This window comes from Mesorhizobium sp. CNPSo 4670 (genome assembly GCF_057784235.1).
This window is the reverse complement of the sequence record NZ_JBWJFQ010000017.1, coordinates 57,404-72,536: the sequence shown is the minus strand read 5'-3', so window position 1 is coordinate 72,536 and position 15,133 is coordinate 57,404. Positions and strand designations below refer to the sequence as shown.

At 61.9% G+C, this 15,133-nt stretch carries 19 protein-coding genes; 14 read left to right on the top strand and 5 right to left on the bottom strand.

The window, feature by feature from the left end:
- The first annotated feature begins 12 nt into the window (after positions 1-12).
- From moaA to AC0ZT5_RS24945, 13 genes are all read left to right on the top strand, one after another.
- Positions 13-1,008, top strand: coding sequence for a GTP 3',8-cyclase MoaA (gene moaA / locus AC0ZT5_RS25005; protein ID WP_488498613.1), 996 nt, complete (start codon positions 13-15; stop codon positions 1,006-1,008).
- 56 nt (positions 1,009-1,064) lie between these two features.
- Positions 1,065-1,538, top strand: a complete 474-nt coding sequence (locus AC0ZT5_RS25000) for a hypothetical protein (protein ID WP_488498612.1) — start codon at positions 1,065-1,067, stop codon at positions 1,536-1,538.
- A 118-nt stretch (positions 1,539-1,656) separates the two neighbouring features.
- A complete protein-coding gene (locus AC0ZT5_RS24995) occupies positions 1,657-2,016 on the top strand; it encodes a hypothetical protein (RefSeq protein WP_488498611.1) in 360 nt (119 codons plus the stop codon).
- Between the two features lie 124 nt (positions 2,017-2,140).
- Positions 2,141-3,061 carry a DMT family transporter gene (locus AC0ZT5_RS24990; RefSeq protein ID WP_457152140.1) on the top strand — a complete coding sequence of 307 codons (921 nt, stop codon included), beginning with the start codon at positions 2,141-2,143 and terminating at the stop codon, positions 3,059-3,061.
- 44 nt (positions 3,062-3,105) lie between these two features.
- Positions 3,106-3,738: a molybdenum cofactor guanylyltransferase MobA gene (mobA, locus tag AC0ZT5_RS24985; protein WP_488498610.1), complete on the top strand. Its 633-nt coding sequence runs from the start codon at positions 3,106-3,108 to the stop codon at positions 3,736-3,738.
- The gene (gene mobB, locus AC0ZT5_RS24980) at positions 3,735-4,250 is read left to right on the top strand and encodes a molybdopterin-guanine dinucleotide biosynthesis protein B (RefSeq protein ID WP_488498609.1); all 516 of its coding nucleotides are present in this window, start codon (positions 3,735-3,737) and stop codon (positions 4,248-4,250) included. Before mobA ends, mobB begins: the two co-directional genes overlap by 4 nt.
- 150 nt (positions 4,251-4,400) lie before the next feature.
- A complete protein-coding gene (locus tag AC0ZT5_RS24975) occupies positions 4,401-5,186 on the top strand; it encodes an ABC transporter substrate-binding protein (RefSeq protein ID WP_184874204.1) in 786 nt (261 codons plus the stop codon).
- 76 nt (positions 5,187-5,262) lie between these two features.
- Entirely contained in the window at positions 5,263-5,982 is a 720-nt protein-coding gene (locus AC0ZT5_RS24970; protein ID WP_095091530.1) for an ABC transporter permease, read from the top strand.
- Complete coding sequence (locus AC0ZT5_RS24965; RefSeq protein ID WP_477288642.1) at positions 5,979-6,848, top strand: ABC transporter permease; 870 nt, start codon at positions 5,979-5,981, stop codon at positions 6,846-6,848. The genes AC0ZT5_RS24970 and AC0ZT5_RS24965 overlap by 4 nt, the downstream gene beginning before the upstream one ends.
- Before the next feature lie 212 nt (positions 6,849-7,060).
- A complete protein-coding gene (locus AC0ZT5_RS24960) occupies positions 7,061-7,930 on the top strand; it encodes an NAD(P)-dependent oxidoreductase (protein ID WP_488498608.1) in 870 nt (289 codons plus the stop codon).
- Between the two features lie 5 nt (positions 7,931-7,935).
- Positions 7,936-8,640: a DNA alkylation repair protein gene (locus AC0ZT5_RS24955; protein WP_488498607.1), complete on the top strand. Its 705-nt coding sequence runs from the start codon at positions 7,936-7,938 to the stop codon at positions 8,638-8,640.
- Positions 8,600-9,181, top strand: a complete 582-nt coding sequence (locus AC0ZT5_RS24950) for a GNAT family N-acetyltransferase (protein ID WP_488498606.1) — start codon at positions 8,600-8,602, stop codon at positions 9,179-9,181. The genes AC0ZT5_RS24955 and AC0ZT5_RS24950 overlap by 41 nt, the downstream gene beginning before the upstream one ends.
- 46 nt (positions 9,182-9,227) lie before the next feature.
- The gene (locus AC0ZT5_RS24945) at positions 9,228-9,797 is read left to right on the top strand and encodes a DUF3299 domain-containing protein (RefSeq protein WP_488498605.1); all 570 of its coding nucleotides are present in this window, start codon (positions 9,228-9,230) and stop codon (positions 9,795-9,797) included.
- A 14-nt stretch (positions 9,798-9,811) separates the two neighbouring features.
- Here the strand turns inward: AC0ZT5_RS24945 and AC0ZT5_RS24940 are convergent, their stop codons facing one another.
- From AC0ZT5_RS24940 to AC0ZT5_RS24925, 4 genes are all read right to left on the bottom strand, one after another.
- A complete protein-coding gene (locus AC0ZT5_RS24940) occupies positions 9,812-10,303 on the bottom strand; it encodes an Lrp/AsnC family transcriptional regulator (protein ID WP_006205209.1) in 492 nt (163 codons plus the stop codon).
- A 109-nt stretch (positions 10,304-10,412) separates the two neighbouring features.
- Positions 10,413-11,036 carry a uracil-DNA glycosylase family protein gene (locus tag AC0ZT5_RS24935; RefSeq protein WP_488498673.1) on the bottom strand — a complete coding sequence of 208 codons (624 nt, stop codon included), beginning with the start codon at positions 11,034-11,036 and terminating at the stop codon, positions 10,413-10,415.
- Between the two features lie 41 nt (positions 11,037-11,077).
- Positions 11,078-11,689: a glutathione S-transferase gene (locus AC0ZT5_RS24930; RefSeq protein ID WP_488498604.1), complete on the bottom strand. Its 612-nt coding sequence runs from the start codon at positions 11,687-11,689 to the stop codon at positions 11,078-11,080.
- 51 nt (positions 11,690-11,740) lie between these two features.
- On the bottom strand, positions 11,741-12,361 hold the full coding sequence (locus tag AC0ZT5_RS24925) for a thermonuclease family protein (RefSeq protein WP_488498603.1): 621 nt from the start codon (positions 12,359-12,361) through the stop codon (positions 11,741-11,743).
- A gap of 74 nt (positions 12,362-12,435) precedes the next feature.
- Between AC0ZT5_RS24925 and AC0ZT5_RS24920 the strand changes: the two genes are divergently transcribed.
- Positions 12,436-13,956 (top strand): sensor histidine kinase, encoded by a 1,521-nt coding sequence (locus AC0ZT5_RS24920; RefSeq protein ID WP_488498602.1) that lies wholly within the window; start codon positions 12,436-12,438, stop codon positions 13,954-13,956.
- A 25-nt stretch (positions 13,957-13,981) separates the two neighbouring features.
- On the opposite strand, the gene AC0ZT5_RS24915 is transcribed toward AC0ZT5_RS24920, so the two are convergent.
- Positions 13,982-14,980: a nicotinate-nucleotide--dimethylbenzimidazole phosphoribosyltransferase gene (locus AC0ZT5_RS24915; RefSeq protein ID WP_488498672.1), complete on the bottom strand. Its 999-nt coding sequence runs from the start codon at positions 14,978-14,980 to the stop codon at positions 13,982-13,984.
- Positions 14,981-15,133: the final 153 nt, after the last annotated feature.

Genomic DNA, 15,133 nt, shown 5'->3' with positions numbered 1-15,133 from the left:
ATTGCTTGAAGCATGGACATGATCGATCCTTTTGGGCGCACCATCAGCTATCTCAGGGTGTCGGTCACCGACCGCTGCGACTTCCGCTGCACCTATTGCATGGCCGAGGACATGGCCTTCCTGCCGAAGAAGGACCTGCTGTCGCTGGAAGAACTCGACCGGCTGTGCACGGTGTTCATCGAAAAAGGCGTCAGGAAACTGCGCCTCACCGGCGGCGAGCCGCTGGTTCGCAAGAACATCATGCACCTCGTGCGCCAGCTGTCGCGGCATCTCAAAAGCGGCGCGCTGGAAGAATTGACGCTGACCACCAACGGCTCGCAGCTGTCGCGCTTCGCCGCCGAGCTCGCCGATTGCGGCGTCGAGCGCATTAACGTTTCGCTCGACACGCTCGATGCCGACAAGTTCCACAAGATCACTCGCTGGGGCCATCTCGACAAGGTCATGCAAGGCATTGATGCAGCACTTGCGGCCGGGCTGAAGGTCAAGCTCAACGCGGTGGCGCTGCGCGATTTCAACGACGCCGAACTGCCCGACATGATGCGCTGGGCGCATGGCCGCGGCATGGACCTGACGGTCATCGAAACCATGCCGATGGGCGAGATCGACGGCGACCGCACCGACCAGTACCTGCCGCTGTCGCTGCTGCGCGCGTCGCTGGAACGCCAGTTCACGCTGGCCGACATCCCCTTCAAGACCGGCGGCCCGGCCCGCTACGTGCATGTCGCCGAGACCGGCGGCCGGCTCGGCTTCATCACACCGATGACGCATAATTTCTGCGAGAGCTGCAACCGCGTCCGGCTGACCTGCACCGGCACGCTCTACATGTGCCTCGGCCAGGAGGACGCCGCCGACCTACGCGCGCCCTTGCGCGCGTCCGAAGGCAATGAGCTGGTTGCCGAAGCCATCGACGAGGCGATCGGCCGCAAGCCGAAGGGCCATGATTTCATCATCGATCGCCGCACCAGCCGCCCCTCCGTTTCGCGGCACATGAGCGTCACCGGCGGCTGACCTTTTCGCGAAATTCATGCAGGATCGCCTCCGGGTCATTGGCTTCGAGGTGGGATATGCTGAGTCGTTCGTCATTTCTGGCGGCTGTCGCAACAATTGCGGCGACCAACGCCGTCGCCGCGCCATTCACTTACACAAATGAGCGCTTCGGCACCGTCTGCACCTTTCCCGACGACATCTTCACCGACCGCCAGCCCGAGCCGGACAATGGCGACGGCCAGGAATGGCTGAGTGCCGACGGCGCCAGCCTGATCTGCTCGGGCATCCTCAACATCGACGACGACACGCCGAAGGGTTTCGTGGCGGCGGAGAAGGCCAGTAGTGAACCCGGCTACAAGGTCACCTACAGCAAGGCCGGCAAGGACTGGGCCGTGCTGTCGGGCTTGAAGGATGGAAAGATCTTTTACGAGCGACGCCTGTTCGGCCGGGATGGCGTCATCCGCACGGTCTGGGTCGATTACCCGCCCGCCCTGAAGTCGAAATACGATCCGCTGGTCGGCGCCATCGCCAGCAGCCTCAAAGGACCATGAGCATTTTCGGCCACACCGCCGACAAATCTCTGTTCACGAATGTTCGCCTGATTTACCGGTGGAGTTTTCCCGCTTAGCCTCCGTCTCGTAGCGGTCTTTCGCTCTGGGGGAATACACCATGCGCAAACTTCTTCTTTCGTTCGCATTGCTTGGCCTCACGGCCTTGCCCGCTGCGGCCCAGTCGATCGGCGGCACCTATACGGTCGCCGGCACCAATTTCGACGGCTCGGCCTATGGTGGCGAAGCCACCATCACGCTGACCAGCGGGACGACCTGCGCGATCCATTGGGAGACGGGGGGCTCGTCCTCCGACGGTATCTGCATGCGCAACGACGACGCCTTCTCGGCCGGCTATGTAATGGGCAAAGACATCGGCCTTGTCGTCTACAAGGTCGAGGATGACGGGTCGCTGCACGGCCTGTGGACGATCGCCGGCAAGGAAGGCAACGGTACCGAAATTCTGACGCCGAAGAAATAAGGTCTGCCGCGTTGCGGGCGATTGATCTTCTGGGCCACGACCAAGCCCGTGGCCCAGCCCTTTGCTGTTGCTGTTTCATGCCTGGCTGCTACAGGCTTTATGCAAAGCAGAGCCGGTAGTCATCTTGCCCCTTTCTCCAAACCTTCGCGGCGCGTTGTTCATGGTGGTGGCGATGGCCGGCTTCACCCTCAACGACGCCATCACCAAATACTCGTCGCAATCGATGAACATGGCGCAAGTCATGCTGATCAGGGGAGCGTTTGCCACCCTGTTCGTCGGCTCGCTCGCCTGGCAGCGCGGTGCCCTTGTCCGGCTACGCTCGATGCTCGAGCCAATGGTGGCGCTGCGCGTCCTCGGCGAAGCCGGCGGCACGGTGACGTTCCTGATCGCGCTCGCCCATTTGCCGATCGCCAGTGTCTCGGCGGTCCTCCAGGCGTTGCCGCTGGCGGTGACGATGGGCGCGGCATTGGTCTTCAACGAGGGCGTCGGTTGGCGGCGCTGGCTGGCCATCGCCATCGGATTTGCCGGTGTGCTGGTCATCGTGCGGCCAGGTTTTGAAGGGTTCAGCGTCTACTCGCTGGTGGCGCTGGCCTGCGTTGCCTGTTGTGCGGTACGCGATCTTGCCACCAAGCGGATTCCCAAGGCCATTCCGACGCTGCTGGTGTCGACCGCCACCGCGTTTGCCATGACAATCCTGGGCGCCGCGTTGCTTTCGCCGATGGGGGGCTGGACGCCGATGACGGGAAACAGCACAGCCTTGCTGGCGCTCGCCGCGGTGCTGGTGCTCATCGGCTACCAGTTCATCATCATGGCGATGCGGGCGGGCGACATCTCCTTCATCGCGCCGTTCCGCTACACGGCCCTGATCTGGTCGATCCTGCTTGGCCTGTTCGTCTTCGCCGATATTCCCGATCTGCCGATGATCGTCGGCGCCACGATCATCATCGGCTCCGGCCTCTATGCGCTTTACCGCGAGCGAGTGGTCGGCCGGCGCAAGATCGTTGCCGAGAGCACCGGGCCAAGCATGGTCCCGGATGGAATCTAGTCGGCCCTTGTGATTTCCGACGGCTGGCGTACAGGCTCGGTGGCATGAAGCGAGATGTTGCAGGGATCATTCTGGCCGGCGGCCAATCAAGACGAATGGGCGGTGGCGACAAGAGCCTGTTGCCGCTTGGCAGCGGTCGCGTGCTTGACCAGGTCGTGTCGCGCCTTGGCCCGCAGGTCGCCCCCCTGGCGCTTAGCGCCAACGGCGACGCCACGCGCTTCTCACGCTACGAGCTGCCAGTGCTTGCCGACACTGTGACCGGTTTTGCCGGCCCGCTTGCCGGAATCCTGACCGGCCTCGAATGGGTCGCAGCCAACACGGCTTGCAAGACTGTCGTCACCGTTGCCGGCGACACGCCCTTCCTGCCGCTGGATCTTGTCGAACGACTGGCGACAGCCACCGATCAGCGTCCCGGTTCGATTGCCGTTGCTTGCTCGACCGGCAAGCGGCATCCGACCTTCGCGCTGTGGCCGACGGACTGCCGCGACGCCTTGCGGCACTTTCTGGTCGTTGAGGATATCAGGCGTGTTTCGGCCTTCATCGACCGGCATGGAGTTGTCGAGGTGGAATTCCCGGTTCCGCAATCCGCAGGCCAACCGGTCGACCCTTTCTTCAACATCAATGTGCCCGACGATCTTGTTCAGGCCGAACGTTTGTTGCGGAGCATGAAATCATGAACAGACGCGTCTTCGGCATCACCGGCTGGAAGAATTCCGGTAAGACGACATTGACCGAAAGGCTGGTCACCGAACTTGTCCGGCGCGGCTGGAAGGTGTCGACTGTGAAACACGCCCATCATGACTTCGACATCGACAAGCCGGGCGCCGACAGCTTCCGCCACCGGCAGGCCGGCGCCACCGAAGTCGCGATCGTATCCGGCAATCGTTGGGCGCTGATGCACGAACTGCGCGGTGAGAATGAGCCGACACTGGAGGCGATCCTGTGTCGGCTCGCGCCGTGCGATCTGGTGCTGGTCGAAGGCTACAAGCGCGAAGCCCACCGCAAGATCGAAACCCGACGGCTGGAAGCGAAGGACTGCACGCCGCTTTCGGCAACGGATCCGAACATCGTCGCCGTCGCCGCCGATTTTGCGGCCGAAGGCGAGCTCTTGCCAATGTTCGATCTCGACGATGTGGAATCAATAGCCGACTTCATCGAGCGGGACACTGGGCTCGTTGCTGAGAGCTAACGCAGCGGCAGAATAGCCTTGCCCATTTTTGTGGTTTTGCAGTTGCTTTTTTCTTGGAAAGAGTGGGAGTATCGCGCCAGCGGGCGGTCAAAAGCACCGCCCCACAGAGCCGTTTGGAACGACGGCCGGGACCATAAAGAGAGGACTATCATGCGTATTGCACTGCGTATCGCGCTTGCCGCATCGGCTGCGCTGCTGACGCTCGGCGTAGCCCAGGCCCAGGAAAAGACCCTGAGGATCGGCACCGAAGGCGCCTACCCACCCTTCAACAACCTCACCGCCGATGGCCAGCTCGTCGGTTTCGATATCGACATCGCCAAGGCGCTTTGTGACCAGATGAAGGTCAAGTGCACCTTCGTCGCCCAGGATTGGGACGGCATCATCCCCGCTCTCCAGGCCGGCAAGTTCGACGCCATCGTCGCCTCGATGTCGATCACGCCGGAGCGCAAGGAGAAGGTCGACTTCACCAACAAATATTACAACACGCCGTCGGCCCTGGCCGTGCCTAAAGACAGCACGCTGAAAGGCGTGACCAAGGCAGATCTCGCCGGCAAGACCATTGGTGTCGCCACCACCACCACGCATTTCAACTATGCCTCGAAGACTTACACCGACAGCACGGTCAAGGGCTATCCGAGCAGCCCCGAGGAGCAGGCAGACCTTGCCAATGGTCGTCTCGACGCCATTGAGGACGATATTGTTGTGCTTCAGCAGTGGCTGGATTCGCCTGATGGCGCATGCTGCAAGATTCTCGGCCAGCCGTCGCCGCAACCGGTCGACATCTTCGGACCAGGCGCCGGCATTGCCGTACGCAAGGGCGAGACCGATCTCGTCAACAAGTTCAATGCAGCCATCGATGCTATTCGCGCCAACGGAAAGTACAAGGAAATCAACGACAAATACTTCAAGTTCGACGTCTTCGGCGCCGAATCCTGATAGTATGACAAAGGCGGCGGGGGTCTCCCGCCGCCTTTCCGGTCTTCTGTGATCGCCGTGGAGACAAGACCAGTCAATGCCAGCCCAGAGCTTATGGACACTTCTCAGTTGGGGACCCGATGGCTGGCTTGATGATATCGCTTATGGCGCCCTGGTTACCGTCGCGCTTGCACTCGCCACGCTGCCGATCGGGCTGACAATCGGCTTTTTCATTGCATACGCCAAACAGTCCGAAGAACCCTCGCTGCGCCTCGCCGCCAACATCTACACCACGGTCTTCCGCGGCCTGCCGGAACTGGTGACGCTTTTCCTGTTTTTCTTCGGCGTGCCAATTCTGCTGCAGCATCTCATCCGATATTTCCGGCCCGACGCGACCATCGACGTCAACGGCTTCGTCGCCGGCATGATCGTGCTTTCCCTGATCTTCTCGTCCTATGCCAGCGAAGTTTTCCTGTCGGCATTCCGCGCCATACCGAAAGGCCAGTATGAGGGCGGCTATGCCATTGGCCTTTCCAACTGGTTGACCATGCGCAAGGTGATCTTGCCGCAACTCCTTCGCATCGCGTTTCCCGGACTTGAGAACTGCTGGCTTAGCCTGCTCAAGGATACGTCGCTCGTGTCGGTCGTCGGTCTCGCAGAGACGCTGCGCAATGCCGGTGTGGCCGCTCGCGTCACCAAGCACTCGTTCCTGTTTTACAGCGTGGCGGCCCTGGTCTTTCTCGGTCTGGCCATAGTGTCGTCCTTCGCCACCAGCGCCATCCTGCGCTCGCTCGGCCGGCGGGAGGCACAACGATGAGCGCTACAGCGACCATGGTCGAGCGGCCACCGCCGCGGGCGCGGGGCTGGCCGCGTCCCCGCATCGCGGGCTACGCGCTCGTCTGCCTGTGGATTGCCTTCGGCCTGGGCATTGTTGCCTATCTCGTCCTTGCCTGGAATCCGGCCTTCTTTGCCAAATATGCGCCGGCCTATCTGAGAGGGCTTGGGGTCACCCTGTCGCTGGTCGCCATAGCGATGGTGCTTGGTGCGATACTGTCGCTCCCTGTCGCCTACGGCCGTATGTCCAGCAACCGGATCCTATCCGGCCTCGCCTATTGCTATGTCTACTTTTTCCGTGGCACGCCGCTGCTGGTCCAGACTTTTCTGGTCTATTACGGCGTTGGCTCTTTCCGGCCGCAACTCAGCGAATTCGGCATCTACCTTCCCGTGTTTAGCGATGGGCTGACCGTCGCCCGATTCACGCTTTGGGATTTTTTCAAGGATGCATTCAACTGCGGCGTCTTTGCCTTTGCGCTCAACACCGCCGCCTACCAGGCCGAAATCCTGCGCGGCGCCATCGAGAGCGTGCCCAGGGGCCAATGGGAAGGTGCAGCTTCCCTTGGCCTGCACAAATTGCAGACGCTGCGCAAGATCATCCTGCCGCAGGCATTGATCGTCGCCTTGCGGCCCTATGGCAACGAACTCATCCTGATGATCAAGGCTTCGGCCATCGTCGCCATCATCACCGTCTATGACCTGATGGGCAACGCAAAGCTCGCCTTCGCCAACTCCTTCGATATTCAGGCCTATATCTGGGTCGCCGTCGTCTATCTCGTCATGGTCGAGATATTGCGTCATGGCATCGAATGGATCGAGCGCCGGATCACCATCCATCTGAAGCGCTGACCAATTCCATATTGCCTGCACCAGTCGATCAGCCCACAGGCGTCTTGACGAATTGAGCGCAGAGCCTATGCATGTCGCCCAAAAGTGGCCCCGGTTTGGGGCAACGACATGCATAGAAACAAAGTCCTAGGGCGTGTCGCTTGAATCCGTTTCAACGCGACGCGCTTTAGAACTTTCGCAGCAAATTTCGTTTCCGTCTGAAGGGTAAAATCATGGCATCTGTGGCATTTCTCGGTCTTGGCGTGATGGGTTATCCGATGGCCGGGCATCTCAGGAACAAGGGTGGCCATGACGTCACCGTCTACAACCGCACCAAGGCCAAGGCAGAGCAATGGGTTGGCCAGCATCGCGGCAGCCTCGCGCCGACACCGGCGGAGGCCGCCGAGGGCAAGGATTTCGTCTTCTCCTGCGTCGGCAATGATGACGACCTGCGTTCGGTGACGACAGGTCCCGAAGGTGCCTTCAAATCGATGAAGAAAGGCTCGGTCTTTATCGACAACACGACGGCCTCGGCCGAGGTCGCACGCGAACTGGCGGCGGCCGCGCAGGCCGGTGGCTTTTCGTTTCTCGACGCGCCGGTTTCCGGCGGCCAGGCGGGCGCCGAGAATGGCGTGCTGACCGTCATGGTCGGCGGCGAGCAGGAAGCTTTCGACAGGGCCAGGCCCGTCATCGATGCCTATGCCCGCATGGTCGGGCTGATGGGGTCGTCGGGCGCCGGCCAGCTCACCAAGATGATCAACCAGATCTGCATAGCCGGACTGGTGCAGGGGCTGTCCGAAGGCATCCATTTCGGCAAGAAGGCCGGGCTCGACATCGAGAAGGTGATCGAGGTGATCTCCAAGGGCGCTGCCGGCTCCTGGCAGATGGAGAACCGTCACAAGACGATGAATGCCGGCAAATATGATTTTGGTTTTGCCGTCGACTGGATGCGCAAGGACCTCGGCATCTGCCTCGATGAAGCCGACCGCAATGGCGCCAGACTGCCAGTGACCGCTCTCGTCGACCAGTTCTACAAGGATGTCCAGGCGATGGGCGGCAAGCGCTGGGATACGTCTTCGCTGCTGGCGCGCCTGGAAAAATAGGCGGGATGGTCGAGCTATCGCCCCAATCCAGCGCCGACGAGATCGTCGCGCATTTGCGGTCGATCGGCTCGGAGGACAATCGCCGCGGCATGCTGCGCTACGGCATCAAGATCGAACGGGCGCTCGGCATTTCGCATGGCATGCAGCGGCAGATTGCCAAAAAGATCAAGCGCAACCACGAACGCGCGTTCGAGCTTTGGCAGACCGGCATCATGGAGGCGCAGTTCATCGCTTCCGTCACCGCCGACCCGAAGCGGTTTAATGCAGCGGATGCAAGGCAATGGGCATCGAGTTTCGACTCCTGGGATATCGTCGACGGCGTCTCAGATCTCTTCGTCGACACGGACGCCTGGAAAGAACTGATCGGTGAGTTCGCGGCAGATGAACGGGAATTCGTTCGACGCACGGCTTTTGCAATGATGGCCTGGTCCGTCGTCCACCGGAAGAAAGAGCCGGAGGCGACCTTTCTCGCCTTCCTGCCGATCATCGAAGCGCATGCCACCGACGGTCGCAACTTCGTGAAGAAGGGCGTCAACTGGGCCCTTCGTTCGATCGGCAAGCGATCGATGCAAATGCACGGCGCTGCCCTTGCCGTCGCCGAAAGGCTCGCGCAATCGACCGACAAGACGGCGCGCTGGATCGGCAAGGATGCTGTGAAGGAACTATCGGATGCCAGGACGCTCGAGCGCCTCGCCGCCAGGAAAGCCTGACGGACCTGAAATCCGCTTCACGGAAGTGACGCGCTCGACGCGCGCCGATTTCGAAAACCTGTTCGAACAGCCGGGCGCCCCGAAATATTGCTGGTGCATGGCCTGGCGCTATCTGCCCAGCCGCGAGCAAGTCGAGAGCGACGAGAAAAAGCGGGCCATGATGGCGCTTGTCGATGCCGGCACGCCGGTCGGCATCCTCGCCCATCTTGACGGTAAGACCGTCGGTTGGTGCTCGGTCGCGCCACGCCAGACCTATCGCAAGCTTTCGCGCCAACAGGACGACAGCGAGACCGATATCTGGTCGATCGTTTGTTTTTACGTGCCAAGGGCCCAGCGCGGTGGCGGTTTGGCTGCCGCACTGCTCGACGCGGCCATCGACCACGCCTTCGCCAAAGGGGCCAGAACGATCGAGGCTTATCCGGTCGATCAGCCGTCGCCCAGCTACCGTTTCATGGGTTTTCGAGACATGTTTGCGGCGCGCGGCTTCCACGAGATCGGCATGGCCGGTTCTCGCCGACATGTGATGCGGCTCGAGCGTTGACGTCATTGGCCGCGGCGTCTTTACTCCGACCCAAAGGAAACGGCCAATGAGCAACCAGATCAGATCAACCATGGCGCTCGCCGCTGTACTGTTTGTGTCCCTTGCAACCGACGCCTCGGCCGAGACCGCGCATATATTCTGGAAGGATCTGCGCCCGGCGACCCAGGCCGCCGCCGAAGGCGCCGGACTGCCGATGATCGCGGCAAAAATGCCCGACCATGGCGAGACGCTGTCCCTTGACCTGCAGGACAAGACCATTCAGTTGGCCGGCTATGCACTGCCGGTCGACCGCGACGGCGATCTTGTCTATCAGTTCCTGCTGGTGCCGTGGACGGGCGCTTGCAGCCACATGCCGACGCCGCCGCCCAACCAGATCGTGCTGGTCACGCCGGCCCACCCTTACAAGATGTCGGAAACTTACCAGCCGGTCTCGGTTACCGGCGCGCTGAAGCCGGATATGGAAAAAAGCCAGCTGTTCATTCTCGATGGCGTAAGCGTCATCCAGTCCGGTTACGCCGTGCGCAAGGCCGATGTGGTGAGCGTCGACAGCGTGCCTGACACGATCACGCTGCCAGTGAACTCACCCTGGAGTTTCCTCAACAAGAAAAAGAACTGAGACGTCCCGTCGGCTCAAGCTGCGTTGGCGCCCGATTCCTTGTCCAGCACCATGTAGTCGAGCGGGATTTCGGTCGTGTACTTGATCTGCTCCATGGCGAAGGACGACGACACGTCGCGGATCTCGATCTTGGCGATCAGCCGTTTGTAAAAGGCATCGTAGGCGGCGATGTCGGGCACCACGACGCGCAAGAGATAGTCGACATCGCCGCTCATGCGGTAGAACTCGACCACTTCGGGAAATTCCTGGATGACCTCGGAAAACCGCCGCAGCCATTCATGGCTGTGCGAATTGGTGCGGATCGACACGAAAACGGTGACCCGCACATTGACCTTCTCATGGTCGAGAATGGCGACGCGCCGCTTGATGACGCCCTCTTCCTCGAGCTTCTGGATGCGCCGCCAGCAAGGTGTCGTCGACAGCCCGACTTTCTTGGCAACGTCGGCGACCGCGAGTGTCGCGTCCTCCTGCAAAAGGCGGAGAATTTTTCTATCGAGGCGGTCCATCTTTTTCTCTCCGGGGGAATAGATTAGCTATATTCCGCCTTATCAAGACCTTTCACAAGAAAGAAATTCTGCCGATTGGGCGAAAAGCGAGTGATTTCTTGCTGAAAGGTCAATCGAGACGATAGCGGATTTCCGATCTCAGGAATGGCAGCAAATCCATTTCAAACCACGGATTCTTCTTCAGCCAGCCGGTGTTGCGCCACGACGGATGCGGCAGCGGCAGCACTTTCCGACTGCCGGGCGCGTTCCAGATGGCACGCCAGTCCATCACCGTTTCCGTCAGCGAGGGCCGGCGGGTGGCACCCATGTGCCAGAACTGCGCGTAGATGCCGATGGTCAGCACCAGGTCGATCCGGGGCATCAGGGCCATCAACGGCGCGCGCCATGCCGGCGCGCATTCGCGCCTTGGCGGCAAGTCTCCACCCTTTGCATCCTGGCCGGGAAAGCAAAAGCCCATCGGCACGATGGCGAACTTCTCGATGTCGTAGAATTCCTCGCTCGTCACCCCGAGCCAGTTGCGCAGGCGGTCGCCGGAGGCGTCGGTGAACGGCATGCCTGTGATATGCACCTTGGTTCCCGGCGCCTGGCTGGCGATCAGGATGCGTGCGCTGGACGATGGTCGCAACACCGGTCGCGGTTCGTGAGGCAATGGCTTGCCGATCGGATTTTCGACGCAGATGCGGCAAGCGCGAACCGTCTCGGCGAGGCTTTCGAGCGCATCCTCGTTGACCATGATCTCGTCCGAAAACCGGTTTCCACTTTCCGGGATCATGGTCAGGCGGCGGCGCTCGGCCGGCTGGAAACTGCCTGATGCCAGCGCAGCACATTGGCGCATCCGTCCGGCACCTTGATGCGTGCCGGCTTCATGAAGTCGACGGCGATCAGGCCGGTGATGTCGGCTATCGAATAGCTGTCACCGGCGATGAACTCCCTGCTGCCCAGTTCATCGTCCAGCAGCCTGAGGAATTCTACGGCCCTGGGCTTGTTGGCCTCGCCCCATTCGGGAATCTGCGGAATTTCCCATTCCTTCATGGCTGGATGGATGTGACGGAAGGCCTGTGCGACGCAACTGAGCAGGTTGAATTCCATCCGTCTCTGCCACATCTCGACTTGCGCCTTGCCGAGCGCGCCACGCCCGAACAGGGCTGGTTCGGGCTGCAACTCCTCGAAATAGCGGCAGATGGCGACGGATTCGGAGAGGATGATGCCGTCGTCGAGTTCAAGAACCGGCAGACGTTGCAAAGGGTTGCGCGAACTGACCGCTTGCTGCTTATGCTCCAGTGCGCCCATGTCGACGGACACCAGCGGAACCGCGATCCCCTTCTCGGCCAGGAAAACGCGGACCCGCCTCGGATTGGGTGCGCGGCCACCGTCGAACAACTTCATTCCCATCCTCCCGGTTTCCCAACAACTATAGAGTTCAGCCCCTTACGGGCTTTACCAGAACCGAAAAATCTCGCGCACGGCATCGCCGATCGACGCCAGCGTGCCATGCTTTCTCTCGACGACTTCGCCGTTATGGCTGTCGCGCCAGTCCTGCGGTCGGTCGAAGGTACCCGCCCAGATGCCGACCCTTGCCGTACGGGCCATGGTCTCCTCGTTTTCGAAGCCGCCAAACGCAACCGCCCAGCCCGCCTCCACCTGCGCACGGTTGAGGTCCTTGCCGCCGGCGGTGCAGTCGCCAAGCAACCGGCCGTAGCGGTCCCGCTGCCAGCCGGTACAGGAGACGGGCTTGCCGGCGATCAGCCGCACCAGCGCCTGGCGCGCAAGCGTGCCGCAGGGATAGTCGGCGCCATTCCTGCGGCAGGTCTGCGTATACTCCGGCGCATCGATGCCGCGCATGCGGATGCGCTCGGCGCCAAGCGTGATCGAATCGCCATCGTTGACGATTGCAACACCCTCCGCCTTGCGTGTCTCCACCCGGTCGAGGCGGGCCGCCAGGAGGATCAGCAACCCGAGAATGATGACGGTAAGCCCGTAATCCATAAGACGGCGCCACATGCTTGGGTGTGGCGCAGCGTATCGCCGGCGCGGCCTCGTGCCCCACGAACGGCTCATATGGCAAACGGTTGGTTAATCATTCGAACGTAGCTTAACACTTGGAAACCGCTGCTCGCATAAATTGAAGTTTCATGCCCTTGCAACGCTCGAACACAGCGGACAAGTTCATTGTGGACCGCCGGAAACCTCATCGCAACAGCGATGTCGCGCGCGCGGTGCGCAAGACGCGCGACCGTCTTTCGCAGCAGGCCGGCAATCCCGATTTTGATCGCGAACTCCTGAAGCTCCACGCCCGCGCGATGACAAGCGGCGCCATAGCCATCCCGCTGCTCGTCCTGGCGATCGCGGCAGCCGGCCGGTTTTTCGGCGTCGGCAATGAGATCGGCCTTTGGGCCCTGTTCACGCTCGCCTGCTACACCATCGTCACCTTCTTGGCGCGGCGCATTGAGCGCACTGAAGCTTCCGAGCTCAACCCCTTGCAAACACAAAGAGAATTGCTGATCGGCCACTTCCTTTGCGGGCTCGGCTGGGGGTGGTTCGTCTGGCTTGGCTGCAGCACTTGCCTGCCCGACCAGTTCCAGGTCGTCAAAGCGGTGGTGCTGCTGGTCGCCATGGCGGCCACCGCTGTCATGACCTCCTCCCTGGGAGGCGCCTTGCTAGCGACCTTTGCGGTTCCGGTGGCGCTCTATGCCTATGCCGGCGTCAAGCTGTGGATGCCGGTCGGGGCGATCATGGCGGGGCTGCTGGTCGTGTCGTTGCCCTTCTTCGCCTATGTCGCCCGTCACCTCAACCGCGCGTCCCTGATGCTGTTGTCGTTCCGCTCCGAAAAGGATGCGCTGGTCGCCGAACTGGAGACGGCGAAATCGATGTCCGACGAAGCGCGGCGGCGGGCGGAAGACGCCAATCTGGCGAAGTCGCGGTTCCTCGCTTCGATGAGCCACGAACTGCGCACGCCGCTCAACGCCATTCTTGGCTTTTCCGAGGTGATGTCGAACGAGGTGCTCGGACCGATGAGCAACCCGACCTATCGCGACTACGCCCATGACGTGCACGAGTCCGGCCAGCACCTGCTCGACCTGATCAACGAGATCCTCGACCTGTCGCGCATCGAGGCCGGCCGCTACCAACTCAACGAGGAGCCGGTGATGCTGCTCAACATCGTCGAGGATTGCTGTCACATGATGGAATTGAGGGCGCGCAACAAGGACATCCGCATTGTCCAGGATTTCGAGCATGAGTTGCTGCGCCTGTTCGCCGACGAGCGGGCGGTGCGGCAGATCACGCTCAACCTTCTGTCGAATGCCATCAAGTTCACCGCCACCGGCGGTGAAATCCGCGTTCGCGTCGGCTGGACGGCGGGTGGCGGACAGTACATTTCGGTCAAGGACAATGGTCCCGGCATCCCCGAAGACGAAATCCCGGTGGTGCTCTCGGCCTTCGGCCAGGGCTCGATCGCGATCAAGAGCGCCGAGCAGGGCACCGGGCTCGGCCTGCCGATCGTGCAAGGCCTGCTCGCCATGCATGGCGGCGAGTTCGAATTTCATTCCAAGCTGCGCGAAGGCACCGAGGCGATCGCCATCTTCCCGCTGAGCCGGGTGATGGAAGAACTGCCGGCGCTGCCGACCGCGGCTGTGGCGGCGCGGCGGCGATAGCAGACTTCGCTCGTGTGTGTGGCGTCTAACCCCGAACGGCCGCCGCCATGCCTGAACTGGTCAGCGCCGCTGCCTTGACCAGGCCTGCCGCAAGAGCGGCCCCTGCCCCCTCACCATGGCCGATGCCCAGATCGAGCAACGGGCGAAGACCGAGGCGCTCGGCGGCCCTGGCATGCGCGGGGTCTGGCGACAGGCTGGCTAGAAGGCAGTGGTCGAGTGCCGTGGGGTTGGCGGCATGCAGCACCGCGGCAGCGGCCGTTGCCGCAAATCCGTCGAGCAGCACCGGTATCTTCTGCATCCGTGCGGCGAGGATGGCGCCGGCGATCGCCGCGAACTCCCGACCACCGACCCGGCGCAGCGCCTCCAACGGGTCGCCGAGATGGCCGCCGTGAAAGGCAAGTGCCGCATCGACCACTTCAGCCTTGCGCACCTGCATCGCCGCACCGGCTCCGGATCCCGGGCCGACCCAGTCGGCGCCCTTGCCTCCGAACAGCGCCGCAAACAGGGCCGCAGCGACAGTGGAGTTGCCGACGCCGAGATCGCCGAGGCAAAGCAGGTCGGTGCCGCCGGCGATCGCTTCCATGCCGAAGGCCATGGTGGCGGCGCAACCGCGCTCGTCCAATGCGGCATCCTCGGTGATGTCGGCGGTCGGGATGTGCAGGGCAAGATCGAAAACCTTCAGCCCGAGATCATTGGCAATGCAGATCTGGTTGATCGCGGCGCCACCGGCAGCACAAAGCTCGACCGCGTTAGCGGTCGCCGCCACCTGCCGTGGCGAAATGCCATGCCTGATAACACCATGGTTGCCGGCGAAGATCGCCATCAAAGGCCTTGTCACGGCGGGCGGAGCCCGCCCGCTCCAGGACGCGAGCCAGGCGGCGATGTCCTCGATGCGGCCAAGCGAATTGCTGGGCTTGTCGGCCTTGGCAAACAGCTTGCGCACACGGGTGCCGGATGCCGTGTCGGCCGCCGGCAAGTTGGCCAACAGGTTGCGAAAATCGTCGAAAGGCAGCGCGCTGGTCATGTCGTCGGCATTCATTCCCTGAGTTGGTGAGCGGCATAGCCGCCTTGCGCGGTTGGCACAACCTCCTGGATCATGCTCACGCTTTTGCCGCAAAGGTGGCCGCGAAGGGCGCTATTGCGAGGGCTTGCATTGGCTTTGCGGTTGCACCATGTG

Excerpts from the sequence above, each read along its gene's own strand:
- AC0ZT5_RS24920 (WP_488498602.1), top strand. The coding sequence starts at position 12,436 with ATGCCCTTGCAACGCTCGAACACAGCGGACAAGTTCATTGTGGACCGC.
- AC0ZT5_RS24970 (WP_095091530.1), top strand. The coding sequence starts at position 5,263 with ATGCCAGCCCAGAGCTTATGGACACTTCTCAGTTGGGGACCCGATGGC.
- mobA (WP_488498610.1), top strand. The coding sequence starts at position 3,106 with ATGAAGCGAGATGTTGCAGGGATCATTCTGGCCGGCGGCCAATCAAGA.
- moaA (WP_488498613.1), top strand. The coding sequence starts at position 13 with ATGGACATGATCGATCCTTTTGGGCGCACCATCAGCTATCTCAGGGTG.
- AC0ZT5_RS24965 (WP_477288642.1), top strand. The coding sequence starts at position 5,979 with ATGAGCGCTACAGCGACCATGGTCGAGCGGCCACCGCCGCGGGCGCGG.
- AC0ZT5_RS25000 (WP_488498612.1), top strand. The coding sequence starts at position 1,065 with ATGCTGAGTCGTTCGTCATTTCTGGCGGCTGTCGCAACAATTGCGGCG.
- AC0ZT5_RS24930 (WP_488498604.1), bottom strand. The coding sequence starts at position 11,689 with ATGAAGTTGTTCGACGGTGGCCGCGCACCCAATCCGAGGCGGGTCCGC.
- mobB (WP_488498609.1), top strand. The coding sequence starts at position 3,735 with ATGAACAGACGCGTCTTCGGCATCACCGGCTGGAAGAATTCCGGTAAG.
- AC0ZT5_RS24995 (WP_488498611.1), top strand. The coding sequence starts at position 1,657 with ATGCGCAAACTTCTTCTTTCGTTCGCATTGCTTGGCCTCACGGCCTTG.
- AC0ZT5_RS24960 (WP_488498608.1), top strand. The coding sequence starts at position 7,061 with ATGGCATCTGTGGCATTTCTCGGTCTTGGCGTGATGGGTTATCCGATG.
- AC0ZT5_RS24925 (WP_488498603.1), bottom strand. The coding sequence starts at position 12,361 with ATGAGCCGTTCGTGGGGCACGAGGCCGCGCCGGCGATACGCTGCGCCA.
- AC0ZT5_RS24940 (WP_006205209.1), bottom strand. The coding sequence starts at position 10,303 with ATGGACCGCCTCGATAGAAAAATTCTCCGCCTTTTGCAGGAGGACGCG.
- AC0ZT5_RS24955 (WP_488498607.1), top strand. The coding sequence starts at position 7,936 with ATGGTCGAGCTATCGCCCCAATCCAGCGCCGACGAGATCGTCGCGCAT.
- AC0ZT5_RS24975 (WP_184874204.1), top strand. The coding sequence starts at position 4,401 with ATGCGTATTGCACTGCGTATCGCGCTTGCCGCATCGGCTGCGCTGCTG.
- AC0ZT5_RS24935 (WP_488498673.1), bottom strand. The coding sequence starts at position 11,036 with ATGGTCAACGAGGATGCGCTCGAAAGCCTCGCCGAGACGGTTCGCGCT.
- AC0ZT5_RS24945 (WP_488498605.1), top strand. The coding sequence starts at position 9,228 with ATGAGCAACCAGATCAGATCAACCATGGCGCTCGCCGCTGTACTGTTT.
- AC0ZT5_RS24915 (WP_488498672.1), bottom strand. The coding sequence starts at position 14,980 with ATGACCAGCGCGCTGCCTTTCGACGATTTTCGCAACCTGTTGGCCAAC.
- AC0ZT5_RS24950 (WP_488498606.1), top strand. The coding sequence starts at position 8,600 with ATGCCAGGACGCTCGAGCGCCTCGCCGCCAGGAAAGCCTGACGGACCT.